Raw genomic sequence first — 15,132 nt, forward strand, 5'->3', positions numbered from 1 at the left:
GTTGGAGATAAAGTAAAAGGTAAAGTTGTTGTGATTGCTGATTATGGTGCATTTGTTGAAGTAGAAGAAGGTGTTGAAGGATTAGTTCACGTAAGTGAAATGTCTTGGTCTACACATTTACGTTCTGCTCAAGATTTCGTAACTGTAGGTGATGAAATCGATGCTGTTATCTTAACTTTAGATAGAGAAGATCGTAAAATGTCACTTGGTATTAAGCAATTAACACCAGATCCATGGACAGATATTACGACTAAGTATCCAGTAGGTTCTAAACACACAGGTATCGTACGTAACTTTACAAACTTTGGTGTTTTTGTTGAATTAGAAGAAGGTATCGACGGATTAATCTACATCTCAGATTTATCTTGGACTAAGAAAATTAAGCATCCATCTGAGTTCTGTAACGTAGGTGATACTTTGGATGTAGTTGTATTAGAGTTAGATGTAGAAGGACGTAAATTATCTTTAGGTCATAAACAAACTACTGATAACCCTTGGGACAAGTATGAAACTGAATTTGCTTTAAATTCTGTTCATAAAGCGGCTATCACGGAGATGGTAGACAAAGGTGCAACGATAGATTTTAATGAAGATATCACAGCATTTATTCCACAACGACACTTAGAAAAGGAAGATGGTTCTAAACTTGGTAAAGGTGAAGAAGCAGAATTCAAGATCATTGAATTTAATAAAGAATTCAAACGTGTTGTAGCGTCTCATACTGCAGTATTTAGAGCTGAAGAAGCTAAAATCGTTAAGCAAGCTGTCAGAAAGCAGGAAGCTCAAGCGGCAGAAGCGAAACCAACTCTTGGTGATGCAAATGATGCACTACAAGCATTGAAAGATAAAATGGACGGGAAGAAGTAATATCCCAATGCTCTTGGTCACTGTGCGTAGTCGAAGTGAAAAAGGCATCTCATTAATCTATATTATAAAGCCTCTCGTTATACGGGAGGTTTTTTTATGCTTTAATTTTGAGCTATTTCATCCTTGATTGGTAATGAAATTATTGCACAGAGAAAAACGGAGACACTGAGATACACTGAGAGATTTAGGATATTGATTATAACTTAAATTCAATTTACCCGCCTCCTTCTCTGTGAATCTTTGTGTTTCTCTGCGATTCTTAGTGTAACAAAAAACTTTAAGAGTTCGTCAAAAACAACTTAACAACAAACAACTCCACAACTAAACAGTAAAAGAAAATCCATTGCAAACAAAATTATTTATCCTAACTTTGTTACACATCAATGTGCGAATAAAAAAATGAGTCAAAAAGTACTACTTAACTCTAAAGAAGTCAACATTACCCTTCACAGATTGGCTTGTCAACTCATTGAAAATCACGATGACTTTTCTGAAACTGTTTTAATAGGCATTCAACCCAGAGGAAAGTTTTTAGCCGATCGTTTGGCACAAATGCTCACTGTAGACTACAAGATTAAAAACATTCAACTTGGGCATTTAGACATCACATTTTTTAGAGATGATTTTAGACGAGGCGACAAACCTCTCGAAGCCAACACAACGATTATAGATTTTATTGTCGAAGATAAAAATGTCGTTTTTATAGATGATGTCTTATACACAGGTCGCAGTATAAGGTCTGCACTAACAGCTATCCAATCTTTTGGAAGACCAAAGGATATTGAATTACTAACCTTAATAGACAGACGATTTAGCAGACATTTACCAATTCAACCGAACTATAAAGGACGACAAGTAGATGCTATCGACAATCAAAAAGTGAAAGTGAATTGGGTAGAGAATGAAGGCGAAGATGCGGTTTATTTGGTGGATAAGTGATAATTTGAAGATGAAGATGAAGTTGAAGTTGAATTCGAATATGAATTTAAGATTGAAATATTAAAAAGAGAATATGAATTTCAAAGAATTAGAATCATTCAATTTTGAAGAAGCTAAAATAACAGATAGTGTTATCATTAGTTTTGGTGAATTTAATGGTTTAGACGAAATTCATGCTGTGGATAAGAAATTATTTGATGAAATTCCAGAAGAAATTGGAAGACACGATGGACACATAGTAACTTTGGAAGATGATACCGAAGGTCAATTTTTCACCTACGGAAATAATGCTGAAAAACTTTTTAAAACAATGAAACCTATTTTAGACGAATTTGACTTTTTGAAAAATGCAGAAGTTCATTTAAGTTTTACAGATAAGAGTAAAATAATTAGAAATTTAGAATTTAAATTGAGTGAGAGTTAACTGCAAACTGCTACTGTAAACTGAATACTATTAATTATGAGCGAATTAAGTGTCAATCACTTATTAGGAATTAAATATCTCACAAAAGAGGATATCAATCTTATTTTTGAAACTGCCGATCAGTTTAAAGAGGTTATTAACAGACCGATTAAAAAAGTACCTTCACTAAGAGATATAACCATTGCTAATCTATTTTTTGAAAATTCCACACGTACCAAATTATCTTTTGAGTTAGCTGAAAAACGACTCTCGGCAGACGTTATTAACTTTTCAGCATCGCAATCTTCAGTTAAAAAAGGAGAAACATTAATAGACACGGTTAACAATATCCTTTCTATGAAAGTAGATATGGTAGTGATGCGTCATCCCAATCCAGGCGCAGGTGTATTTTTATCTAAACACGTTAACGCAAGTATTATAAATGCTGGAGATGGTGCACACGAACATCCAACACAAGCTTTGTTAGATTCGTATTCAATTAGGGAAAAACTAGGAAGTGTAAAAGGAAAAAATGTGGTTATTGTTGGTGATATTTTGCACAGTCGCGTAGCGCTTTCAAATATTTATGCACTACAATTACAAGGTGCTAACGTTATGGTTTGTGGCCCAAAAACATTATTGCCAAAATACATTAAGGATTTAGGTGTTAAAGTAGAAACCAATCTTAAAAAAGCATTAGAGTGGTGCGATGTGGCTAACATGTTACGCGTTCAAAATGAGCGCATGGACATCAGTTACTTTCCGTCAACAAGAGAATACACACAACAATTTGGAGTGAATAAAGAACTATTAGATAGCCTAGATAAAGAGATTGTAATTATGCACCCTGGACCTATAAATAGAGGTGTAGAAATTACAAGTGATGTGGCAGATTCTAAACAAGCCATTATTTTAAATCAAGTAGAAAATGGAGTCGCTGTTAGGATGGCTGTCATTTATTTATTAGCTTCTAAAATAAAACAATAAATTATGATCATAGACAGAAAGGGTAATACGACTATAATTACACAAGTAAACGCTACAGTAAAAACGTTAGTTCAAAATATTGAGAACGCTTACGATACACACAAAAACTATCATCTCGTCGTTAAATTATCGAGTTTAGATAATATTACTTTAGAAGATGTGGTGGAGTTCTTGAGGTTAAGCAATAACCATCGTGCCAGTAAAAAGAGTTTTGTCATCGTAACTGAAAAAGCAGATTTAGATCAAATGCCTGTAGAAATCGTCGTAGTACCAACCCTTCAAGAAGCTTTCGATATTATTGAAATGGAAGATATTGAACGCGATTTAGGATTCTAAAAAAAATGTTTTTTGTTTAGTTGTTTGTCGTTTAGTTGAAACGATTCAACAACAAACAACTTAACGACTAACAATAATGAAATTAACCATTCTCGGCTGTCATAGCGCTACACCAAGTATAAATGCCAATCCTACATCTCAAGTTTTAGAGATAAAAAACCACATGTTCTTAATAGATTGTGGCGAAGGGACACAAGTAGAACTGCGACGCAATAAAATTAAGTTTTCTCGGATTAAGCACATTTTCATCTCCCATCTTCACGGAGATCATTGTTTTGGTTTGGCAGGTTTAATCAGCACCTTTGGTTTGTTAACCAGAGAAACAGAACTTCATATCTATGCACCAAAAGGCTTAAAGCAAGTCATTTCACTTCAAATGAAGTTATCAGATACATGGACGAAGTATCAAATTATTTTTCATGAGTTGAGTTCAAAAACATCTAAACTAATTTACGAAGACGATAAAGTTGAGGTGTACACCATTCCCTTAATACATCGCGTTTACACAAATGGTTTCCTATTTAAAGAGAAAGCGAATGAGCGTAAACTAGATATTAATGCCATAAACGAAGCGAATATTAATGTAGCGTATTTCAGAAAATTAAAACAAGGTTTTGATGTTGAAAATGAAGATGGTGTTTTAATTAGTAATGAAAAAGTAACTAAAGATCCTGTTCCAGCTAAAAGTTATGCCTTTTGTAGTGATACGGTTTATAATGAAGCTATTATTCCAGTTATAAAAAATACCACGGTTTTATATCACGAATCTACGTTTTTAGATAAAAATGAAGATTTATGTATGCCTACTAAACATAGTACAGCCAAGCAAGCTGCTACAATCGCTAAAAAAGCAAATGTAGAAACATTGATATTAGGACATTATTCCACGCGCTATGATGGTTATGACGAATTTAAATCTGAAGCCCAAACTGTTTTTGAGAATACGCTTTTGGCTAAAGATGGAAAATCGTTTGAGTTTTAATTCAATTCAGTTAAGCGTTGCACCCAACCAATAGCTTCCTCTAAACTTTGTGAGCGTTTTAAGCTTATTGCAGATAGTTGTTTTTCAATATTAGCATTCATATATGTAGAATCTCTATAACTCACTATCGATACGGCAATGAGTATACTATCATCTTTATCAAAATAAGACCAGAGTACAGGATCAATGGAGTAGGAGTTGACACGATTAGCGATATATGCTAACTTTTTGTGATGACCATAGTGGTTTCGTATGGCAGCAAGGAGTTTATTGAGTTTTTGAGAATTAAAGTGAACACCTTCATTGACTTCCATGATAAAAAAATCGTCAAACAAGTAATTGGTGCCGAATTCTAAAGTTAATTTTTGGAAGGTGAGGGATTTTGATAAAAGGGAATTTTCAAAGTGCATTTAGGAGTTTTAGGATTACTTAAGGGTTGTAAAATCTAAAGTTACACTTTTTTTGACAAAAAGGAATTATTGAATTAACTTCGTCAACCTATGGAAAAAGATTTAAGCAACTACAGAAAATCATACGAAAAAGGGGAATTATTATTAGAAAACGTTCCAGAAAACCCGATTGAATTATTCCGAAATTGGTTCATTGAAGTCGATACGCATTTTAATGTTGGTGAAACTAATGCTATGACCATTTCTACAATGGGCTTAGATGGCTACCCAAAAAGTAGAGTAGTACTACTTAAAAAATACACGCATGAAGGCTTTATTTTTTATACCAATTATAATTCTGAAAAAGGAAAAGCAATTACGGCAAACCCAAATGTATGCCTATCTTTCTTTTGGCCTTCGGCTGAACGCCAAATTATTATTAAAGGTAAAGCTGAAAAAATAGCAGAAAACTTAAGTGATGGTTATTTTGAATCGCGACCAAGAGGAAGTCAGCTCGGAGCCATAGCTTCTAATCAGAGCGAAGTCGTTAAGGACAGAAAAGAGTTGGAAACCAAATTGAAAGACTTAGAAATTAAATTCGAAGGCAAAGTAATAGATAGACCAAAAAAATGGGGAGGATTCATCATCAAACCTGTAGAGCTAGAATTCTGGCAAGGCAGACCCAACCGCCTTCACGATAGAATACGTTACCAACTTCAAGACGATTACAATTGGACTATTGAGCGCTTAGCGCCTTAATATGTTTTAATCATTTCTAATGCGCTTCATGGTAGGACTTTTTGTTTTTTGATTTAGTTAATCAGTTATTTAGTAATGATGTGAATCCTGATTTTTTTATTTTAATCCAATAATCCAATAATCCAATAATCCAATAATCCAATAATCCAATAATCCAATAATCCAATAATCCAATAATCCAATAATCCAATAATCCAATAACCAGTAATCAGTAATCAGTAATCAAAATCGTCAATATGGATAGAAGTATTTTACCGACGAAACACAAATTTACAGGTCTAAGTGCTTATTTTTTTTATTCAAAAGTGCATTTCATCGATGATTAACATTAAAAACCGATTAAAAACATGTAGTTTGTCGGTTTTAACATTTATTTAACATTTTAAAAGTAATGTGCGGTTAATTTAGTAATCCCAAACCTAAATAACCTACATTATGAAAGCTTCTAAACTATTCCCATTCTTAGCGATTATTGTAACATTAAGTTTTACATCTTGTTCAACAGAGCCTGTTGAAGATGATGCATTAAGTTCTATTGATGTTCTTGTAGCACCAGAAGCTAAGGTGATAGAGATTGAGATTATGGAGCTTATCAATGCTTACAGAATTAACGAAGGTTTAAATCCATTGCAAAATCACAGTACAGTAAAAGCGGTTGCGTTTACCCATACAGATTATATGATTGAGGTAGATAACGTATCACATGATAACTTCTTTTTAAGAAAGCAAAGTTTACAAGCTAATGCAAGCGCAAATATTGTTTCAGAAAATGTGGCTTACGGTTTTAGTTCTGCTCAGGCGGTTGTAAATGCTTGGTTAAATAGCCCAAGTCACAAAGAAAATATTATAGGTGATTTTACTGATTTTGAAGTGTCTGCCGAACAAAACAGCGAAGGGAAGTGGTATTTTACTAATATGTTTATTAAGCGCTAAAAACCTTTAGTATTTGAGTTTAATTGTCTTTATAAACCACAGTCACTTTTATAAATGGTACTGCATATAAATTCTTTCTAAATATTGATTTTCTATAATTTGTTTTCCACTTTTCAGAAACAAAACGACTATACACTAACAGTTTGTTAGTATGTGTATATACTATATTTGGAGTCGTTAAATACATAGACGCTTCTACGTTAATGTCGTCCGGTTTTACAGTTTCTATGCCAACAAAAAAACCTGTTTTATCAAACAGAATGTGTTTGTCCTCTAAGTGAATTTTAAACGTTTTATCATCTTTTTTCGGTTTTATGATAATGTTTTCAAAATTGATAAGTTTTCCTGGAAACCCTGATGCATTAACACGATAGAAATACAGCCTGAAATACGTTGGATAGGTTTTATAATCTTTATTATTTCTATTCTTAAAGGTTAATTGCAGGTCTATTAATTTTCCACTTTTACCTTTTGGGTTTTCAATTAATGTTACTATTTCTTTGCTAAATGTGCTCGAAGAAGGAAATGTAGTCTTTCTATTTCCTGTTGCAAGTTTTTCCTGACTATTACTGTAATTTTTAGTCTTGCTAACAATTAGAATCTCATCTAATAATTCTGTTTTTGGTACTAATTGAAAATTGTAAGTAGGTGTTACGCTATCTATAAACTGCGATAATGCGATTTTTTTATGGTCATAGCCTATTAAGGAAACAATTAAGGTATCTTGAATGTTCGTTTTAAGTAGATTTAAATAATAACGACCATCCTCATTGCTGTAAGTCCCTATATTTTTACCGTCTAGAATTAAATTAGCGTAAGCTAATTTTTCTTTGGAGATACTATCTGAGACGATGCCTTTTAATATTTGAGATTGTACTGAATGAAAGCTCAAAATTATAAGTATCACTAAGACGTCCTTTCTCATGGTTTAGTTAAATATTGTTTTTTTAGTGAATTTGATTTTTACAGTATTACAAGTTAAGCTGAATATATGAAATTCAGTTATTCTCTTTAGTTTTAATACCAGTGACTAATTAGTTAACAAAACTCGCGGTTGGTCCCGTTAGGGACTTTATATAGGTAAAAAAGCATCTTTTGTTGTCATTAAGTGTGCCTTTGGGTACACTTAATGTTGTACCTAAAGGCACACTAACAAACGCTAGTTTTATAATTTCACCAGTAGGTTGTCTTTAACAGGACATACTTAATAAAATTGATAGTAATTACCAAAGTCAGGTTCTAGTATATCTAAGTATTGATATCTTCGTTGAGTTTGATTTTAGCATTTAGTATATTTCTGTATATAGCCTGATAACGCCAAAAATAAATTGTTTTAATGAGAATAGTTATGTTATACTAGAGTCAAACTAACAAAAAAGAGCAAGCCAAAATAGGCTTGCTCTTCAATTTAATTTAGTTAAGATATCGTTATTCTTCTTTTTGTACGATATAAAAATACGATCGTCGGTTGACTTGATGTTCATCTTCAGAACATTTTGCGCCATTACCACATTCGTTTAAGAGTCGTGTTTCACCAAAACCTCTAGCACTTTCAATTCTGCTGGCTTCAATACCTCTAGAAATAATATATTCTCTAGTAGATTTAGCACGTCTGTCCGATAGTTTTAAATTGTATTTATCACGACCACGACTATCGGTATGCGATTCAATTTTAATAGTCATTTCAGGATGCTTACGTAATACATCGACAATATTTTCTAATTCGTATTGCGCATCGGTTCTAATGGTGGCTTTATCATAATCGAAAAAGATCGGATTGATAATAATCTGACTATCTAAAATGAGTGGTTTTAAGATAAGATCCACCTGGTGTATTTTTTCATTTTCTCTATCGGTAGTGATTTTTTTCAGATCTTCTTTATAATCTGGTTTGGTACCAAGAATCGAATACGTTTTATTACATTCAACCTCAAAGGTATACGCACCATCATCTGTGGTTACAACTTCCTCTATAATTTTACCAGTCTCATCAATAAGTTGCACGGTAACATTGGCTAATATAATTTCAGTTCTATGCTCTGTAGCAATACCCGTAATTTGTTGTGCACATTGAGTGACATTAAAGCCATAGATATCATCACTACCTTTACCTTCAGGTCGGTTAGAAGAGAAATACCCTTTACGTGTTTGGTTGTCTACATAATAGGCGAAATCGTCATAACCACTATTAAAAGGTGCACCCATATTTTCTGGTTCGGAAGGCGTGTCTTCTTTTAAAATATTAGATTTAAAAATATCGAGTAAACCTAAATTTAAATGCCCATCAGAAGAGAAATAAAAGGTACTATCTTTAGCAATGAAAGGAAACATTTCGCGACCTTCCGTGTTAATCTTATCGCCTAAGTTTTCAGGTTCGCCATAGCTACCATCGCTATTTATTGCTACAGAATAGATATCAGTTTGTCCAATACCACCATCACGATCAGACACAAAGTATAAGGTTTTATCATCCGGACTTAATATAGGATGTCCTGTTGAAAACACCTTGTCGTTAAAAGGTAATTCCACAACATTGGCCCACTCTTTTCCTGTTAATGTGGCTTTATAAATTTGAAGGTGCGTCGTGCCTTCATCATCATATTGTAATCTATTGCGCTTGTTAATATTGTCTCTGGTAAAATACATGGTTTTACCATCCTTAGTGATGGCTACAGAGGCTTCATGATAATCTGTATTAATTTCTTCTGCCACAATTTGAGAAGGCTCACCATACGATAAAGAATCTGTTTCTTTATCCGTTTTTACATCAACTTGAAAAATATCTAAAAAGGGTTCCTTATTCCAACTATACACTTTTTTAGAAGGTATTCTTGCAGAGGCAAAGTAGAGCGTACTGTCTTGTATAAAAGAACCAAAGTCTGAGTTTTCTGAGTTAAAAGGTAAATTTTCAATAGTGACGACAAGGTCTTCATTTTTAGAGGTGAGGTTGTCAAAAACACCCACTTCATCAGGATCATAACCTTTAAGTCGGCTATCACCTTGTTGTGCTTTTAATAGTTTTTTAAACCAAACATCTGCTTGTTCATAATTTCCGATACTTCGAAGTGATTGAATGTATTTGTAGATGTATTCAGCTTCAATATTCGCATATTTGTCTAAGGCTTTTTCATACCAATAGGCTGCTTTTTCTGAGTTAGAATTATTGTAATACGCGTCACCAAGTCGTGTTAATACATGAGCATCAGCTTTTCCTTTTTCAACCACTTTTTCGTAGAGTTCTATCGCTTTTACATAGCCAAAATTATCAAAAAACTTATCAGCCAGTTTCGTTTGAGCGTAAGCTACCGAGCTGAATAATATGATGAGGACTGTTATTATTTTGATTTTCATAATACGGTTCTGATTAGAAATATCTAGGGGATTTAACACGTTTACTTTTAAAGACTTCATACATCAGTAATATTTCGTGAGTACCACTGGTGTAAGGAGCGATATCTGATATTGGATATTCATAAGCATAACCGATTCTCATTTGTTTTGAAATTTGAAAATCCGCAATACCACCAATAGCACCTGCATTTTGATTCACACGGTAGGCAGCTCCTAACCAAAATACATCATGAAACAAAAAGTTTGCCGAAGCATCAAAAGATAAAGGTGCACCATTAGTTGCCTTTAATAACACAGAAGGTTTTAATTTGGTATTTTCACTGAGGTCAAATACATAACCACCTGTAAAATAATAACTGATACGTTCTAAAGCCACATAATCTAAGGTGCCATTACGGCCATTATTATAATCGGTATTTAATATTCTTGGAGTAGAAAGTCCAAGGTACCAACGATCAGAATGTAAATACAAGCCAGCACCTACATTAGGACTCCAGCGGTTAGATACATCATTAAAAAAAGGATCGTCTACAACAGATGGATCATCAAGCAACTCACGGTCTAAAAAGTAATGTGTCATACCAGCTTTTATACCAAAGGCTAGTTTAGTTTTTTCGCTAGTTTTAATGGTATAAGAATAATCTGCATACAGGTATGAGAAATTTTCATAACCCAGTTTGTCATTGATGAATGATATCCCTAAACCCATATTCTCGTTTCGCATAGGTGTATGCACGGATAAGGTTTGTGTTTCTGGTCCACCATCTAAACCGACCCATTGGCTTCTATGTAAACCTACAACGCTTAAGGTTTCTCTACTACCAGCATACGCCGGATTAATAGAGATGGTATTAAACATGTATTGTGTAAACTGAGGTAGCTGCTGAGCGAAGACAGTAGAAACACTCAAAAAGAGTATCACAATACTTATAAATTTTGATAACTTCATCGGTTAAGTTTTAGTTTGTTGCGACGTAAATAGGACCTGCAAAAGGGGCTAAACCGCTATTTCTTAAATTAATAATATAATAGTAGGTTCCGGTAGGGACTTTTCCAGAACTTCCTACAGATGAATCGTGAGAGAAGCCATTCCAATCATTTTTATAATTATTAGATTTGAACACTTCCGCGCCCCAACGATTAAATATTTGTACTTCATAAACAAATTCACACTCTTCTACACCACTAATGGTAAAGAAATCATTGTGACCATCACCATTATCTGTTACGGTTTTAGAAATGACTACATTTTCTTCGCCACAAGCTAATACCACACAGTCATCATCTAAGGTAACACTCACTTCTCTTTCAGTAGGACAAGGGCCATCTGCAATAGTGTACATAAAAGTGTAAACACCAATTTCAGCAGATGTAGGATCAAAGAAGCTGCCGTCAATTGTAGCATTTCCAGACACGACACTCCAAGTTCCATCCATGTCAAAATCACCAGATAATAAATCGAATAAGTCAAATGCTTCATCAAGAATACAACGTCTGGTATCAAAGGCATTAATGGCATTGGTAATTTCTACGGTGATGTTTTGTGTGAACACTCCTTGGTTACCACAATCATCAGTAACCGTCCAAGTTCTAATAATAGTGTAATCTTCAAAGTCATTTTCTGCTGAAGTATCTTCATTAAATACCACATCAATATCATTTGAACATGAATCTTCAAATACCAGCTCTGGTATATCAGGAATAGCATCACACTCCACAGTTAAAGTTGTTTCAAGATCAGATAAAAGGGTAGGTGCTGTAGTATCTTGAACTGTGATTAATTGTATGTGTTCATTGACATTACCACAACTATCAGTTGCTGTCCAAGTGCGTTCAATGATGTAATCACCAACACAAAGTCCATTTAAAATGTTTTCTGTAAATACCACCTCAATTGCTTCCGTATCACAATTATCGATCGCTGTTAATGTTTCAGCTGCAGGTACAGCATCACATTCTGCATCTGCATCTTGTGGTAAGGTTTCATTAAAAGCAGGTGCAGTTGTATCTTGAACTGTAATGGTTTGCACAAATGTAGTTGTATTATCACAATCATCGCTTAATGACCAAGTTCTAGTAATAACAAACTCATTAGAACAAGCACCATCCGCAATACTATCTGTAAAAGTTGCTTCAAGATCAACGGCACAATTATCCGTTTCATCAGTTACATCTCCAACAAGTGTTACATCTGTGTTGTCAACATCACACTCAATAGTAATATCAGCAGGCACTGTAAAAGTTGGTGCTGTTGTATCTTGAACCGTAATCGTTTGTACAAATGTTGTGGTATTATCACATTCATCAGTTAAAGACCAGGTCCGTGCAATTATAAACGTACTTGGACAAGAACCATCGGTAATACTATCTGTAAAAACAGCTTCAAGCCCAGTTGAACAATTATCAGCTTCATCGGTGACATCACCTGTTAGTGTTACATCTGTAGTATCAATATCACATTCAATAGTCATATCAGCAGGCACAGAGAAGGTTGGTGCTGTTGTATCTTGGATGGTTATGGTTTGCACAAATGTTGTGGTATTATCACATTCATCCGTCAATGACCATGTACGAGTAATTACAGAAGCATTTGGGCAATCACCATCAGTAATGGTATCAGTAAAAACTGCTTCAAGTCCAGTAGAACAATTATCAGCCTCATCAGTAACATCACCAGTTAATGCTAAATCGGTGGTGTCTTGATCACATTCAAGCGTGATATCCGCAGGTACTGTAAAAGTTGGTGCTGTTGTATCTTGAATGGTAATGGTTTGCACAAAGGTTGTGGTATTATCACATTCATCAGTTAAAGACCATGTACGAGTAATCACAGAAGCATTTGGACAATCACCATCAGTGATACTGTCTGTAAAAACAGCTTCAAGTCCTGTTGAACAATTATCGGCTTCGTCGGTGACATCGCCAGTTAACGTTAAATCAGTAGCTTCTTCATCACATTCAATAGTAACATCAGCAGGTACAGAGAATATTGGTGCTGTTGTATCTTCTACTGTAATGGTTTGGACACGGGTGGTGGTATTATTACATTCATCAGACAATGACCACGTACGTGTAATAATAGATGCATTAGGGCAACTTCCTGCAGTAACTATATCTGTAAACGTTGCTTCGATATCTGCTGAACAGTTATCAAATTCATCAGTAACATCTCCTGTTAGTGTTACATCTGTAACGTCTGTATCACATTCTATGGTTATATCAGCAGGAACAGTGAATGTTGGTGCTGTTGAATCTTCAATGGTAATAATTTGATCGGCTGAAACAGCATTACCACAAGCATCAGTTGCAGTCCAAGTTCTTGTAATTATTCTCGAATTACCACAAGTTTCAACTATAGCATCGGTAAACGTTACTTCTGCTTCGGCACAATCGTCTGTTGCTTTACCTAAACCTGTATTATCAGGGCTATAATCTTCATCACACTCAATTGTTACCGCAAGAGGCACAGTTAATACAGGTGGTATTGTATCGATAATAGCATAAGTTGCAGTTGTTGTTGCTGTATTTCCACATTCGTCAGTTGCTGTAAATATTACCGTAATTGCTCCGTTATCACAGTCTATATCTGTGTCAGAATCAAAATCGTTTGACCAAGTTACATCACTACAGTTATCGCTAGACGTAGCGCCTGCATTATTTGCTAGCCATGCTTCTAGTGTACCATCAGGTGTTGCACCACATTCAATATCGATATTTTCTGTTGCAGTATTATCTATTGATGGAGGATTGGTGTCTTCGATTATTAAAGTAGCATTCGTCGTTGAGGTATTACCACAATCATCAGTAATTGTATAGATAACTGTAATTGTACCAGTCGATCCGCATGCAGAAACAAAGTTTGTAAAATCATAATTCGATGTCACTACGTTAGTTGTATTAACATTACAACCATCAGTACTACAAGTTTCAAGAGCTGCGATATTGGCTGTATTCCAATCGTTGACTAAAGTTTCGTTATCGGTGCCACTACATTCTAGTGTGGCATCGAGTGTTACACATGCAGATAAGTCCGGTGCTGTTGTGTCTTCAATCGTGAATGTTGCCGTTAAAGTGGTCACATTACTAGCGGCATCCGTTAAGTTATAGGTCACTGTTATTGTACCACCAGCACCACAATTAGAAACAAGATTTGTAAAAGAATAATTAGAGGTTACTGAAACATTATCATCACAAATATCGGTAGCACAATTTTCTAAGGCTAGAATATTAGTTGCATTCCAATCATTAGCTATAGATTCGTTATTCGCACCATTACATTCAATAGTTTGATCTAAAACTGCACAATTAGAAACGTCTGGAGGCGTAGTGTCCTCTAATAAATCCGTTGTCGTTTCAGATACTGCACTAACGGTTGTTCCGCTTGCAATTTCTGTGGCAGTTACTGTCGCCGAGTTTATCACTTGTGCGGCATCGATGTCTATTTGTGTTACTAAATAGGTGGCATTATATAGCCAAGACTCAGAAGGATCTAATAGATTATCATTATCTGTATCTCCAGAAACAAAGTTAATCGTTGCTTGAGGTGAGGCATTATCTAACAATGGATCTGTAATAATAACGTTATCTAAAGCAATATCACCAGAATTAGTAACAGTGAACGAATATGTAATTGTTTCATCAACTTCAGTACAAGCATTTCCATTATCATTATTGAATACTCCAGTTTTTATGAGATTTATGCCTGATTCATTACAAAGGGTTACATTAGGATTATTAGCATCGATAACATAAGTATCTGTTGCAATAACTGTCGTTGTACCATCTGGTTCTAAACCATTTACTGTGACATTATTTGTAATGTTACCAGCGTCTACATCTGCTTGGGTTATTATATAATCTGGTGCAGTAAATACCCAAGTTTCAGAAGGATCTAATATGCCATCATTATTTGTGTCTCCAACAAGTGTAAGTGAAGCCGTAATATCACCACCTAATAAATCATCAATAATTGAGATACTATTAATAAGTAAATCACCAGAATTTGTTACTGTAAAACTATATGTTATAGCATCGCCTACATTAACACATTCGGTAGTTGCACTGGAAGCTGATTTAATAATACTGATTCCTGCAACACCTTCAACTGTGATATATACTGTAGCTTCATCACAAGCCACAGGACTTCCATTATCACAAATAGTGTATATGAAAGAATCTGTACCAGA

General features: G+C 34.5%; 13 protein-coding genes. 8 read left to right on the top strand and 5 right to left on the bottom strand.

Annotation, left to right across the window (positions count from 1 at the left end):
• The 6 genes from AB8B52_RS08745 to AB8B52_RS08770 form a co-directional block, all read left to right on the top strand.
• On the top strand, positions 1–867 hold an 867-nt coding region (locus tag AB8B52_RS08745), incomplete at its 5' end, for a S1 RNA-binding domain-containing protein (RefSeq protein ID WP_406027195.1).
• Between the two features lie 399 nt (positions 868–1,266).
• Positions 1,267–1,806 carry a bifunctional pyr operon transcriptional regulator/uracil phosphoribosyltransferase PyrR gene (pyrR, locus tag AB8B52_RS08750; protein WP_406027197.1) on the top strand — a complete coding sequence of 180 codons (540 nt, stop codon included), beginning with the start codon at positions 1,267–1,269 and terminating at the stop codon, positions 1,804–1,806.
• A gap of 73 nt (positions 1,807–1,879) precedes the next feature.
• The gene (locus AB8B52_RS08755; protein ID WP_406027199.1) at positions 1,880–2,230 is read left to right on the top strand and encodes a hypothetical protein; all 351 of its coding nucleotides are present in this window, start codon (positions 1,880–1,882) and stop codon (positions 2,228–2,230) included.
• Positions 2,231–2,266: 36 nt separating this feature from the next.
• Complete coding sequence (locus tag AB8B52_RS08760; protein ID WP_299101743.1) at positions 2,267–3,196, top strand: aspartate carbamoyltransferase catalytic subunit; 930 nt, start codon at positions 2,267–2,269, stop codon at positions 3,194–3,196.
• Positions 3,197–3,199: 3 nt separating this feature from the next.
• Positions 3,200–3,532 (top strand): ribonuclease Z, encoded by a 333-nt coding sequence (locus tag AB8B52_RS08765; protein ID WP_406027201.1) that lies wholly within the window; start codon positions 3,200–3,202, stop codon positions 3,530–3,532.
• Positions 3,533–3,608: 76 nt separating this feature from the next.
• Positions 3,609–4,514: a ribonuclease Z gene (locus tag AB8B52_RS08770; RefSeq protein ID WP_406027203.1), complete on the top strand. Its 906-nt coding sequence runs from the start codon at positions 3,609–3,611 to the stop codon at positions 4,512–4,514.
• Here AB8B52_RS08770 and AB8B52_RS08775 read toward each other — a convergent pair.
• The gene (locus AB8B52_RS08775) at positions 4,511–4,924 is read right to left on the bottom strand and encodes a hypothetical protein (protein WP_406027204.1); all 414 of its coding nucleotides are present in this window, start codon (positions 4,922–4,924) and stop codon (positions 4,511–4,513) included. The two genes, AB8B52_RS08770 and AB8B52_RS08775, sit on opposite strands and share 4 nt — an antisense overlap.
• A 90-nt stretch (positions 4,925–5,014) precedes the next feature.
• Between AB8B52_RS08775 and pdxH the strand changes: the two genes are divergently transcribed.
• Positions 5,015–5,662 (top strand): pyridoxamine 5'-phosphate oxidase, encoded by a 648-nt coding sequence (gene pdxH, locus AB8B52_RS08780; protein ID WP_406027206.1) that lies wholly within the window; start codon positions 5,015–5,017, stop codon positions 5,660–5,662.
• A gap of 435 nt (positions 5,663–6,097) precedes the next feature.
• The gene (locus AB8B52_RS08785) at positions 6,098–6,595 is read left to right on the top strand and encodes a CAP domain-containing protein (protein WP_406027208.1); all 498 of its coding nucleotides are present in this window, start codon (positions 6,098–6,100) and stop codon (positions 6,593–6,595) included.
• A 19-nt stretch (positions 6,596–6,614) separates the two neighbouring features.
• Here the strand turns inward: AB8B52_RS08785 and AB8B52_RS08790 are convergent, their stop codons facing one another.
• From AB8B52_RS08790 to AB8B52_RS08805, 4 genes are all read right to left on the bottom strand, one after another.
• On the bottom strand, positions 6,615–7,520 hold the full coding sequence (locus AB8B52_RS08790; protein ID WP_406027210.1) for a carboxypeptidase-like regulatory domain-containing protein: 906 nt from the start codon (positions 7,518–7,520) through the stop codon (positions 6,615–6,617).
• Positions 7,521–8,023: 503 nt separating this feature from the next.
• Positions 8,024–9,946, bottom strand: coding sequence for an OmpA family protein (locus tag AB8B52_RS08795; protein WP_406027211.1), 1,923 nt, complete (start codon positions 9,944–9,946; stop codon positions 8,024–8,026).
• A 13-nt stretch (positions 9,947–9,959) separates the two neighbouring features.
• A complete protein-coding gene (locus AB8B52_RS08800; RefSeq protein WP_406027213.1) occupies positions 9,960–10,895 on the bottom strand; it encodes a type IX secretion system membrane protein PorP/SprF in 936 nt (311 codons plus the stop codon).
• Positions 10,896–10,905: 10 nt separating this feature from the next.
• Positions 10,906–15,132, bottom strand: a 4,227-nt coding sequence (locus tag AB8B52_RS08805) for a gliding motility-associated C-terminal domain-containing protein (RefSeq protein WP_406027215.1), incomplete at its 5' end; no start/stop codon positions are given.

It is taken from the genome of Winogradskyella sp., from assembly GCF_045105575.1.
Classification (GTDB): domain Bacteria; phylum Bacteroidota; class Bacteroidia; order Flavobacteriales; family Flavobacteriaceae; genus Winogradskyella.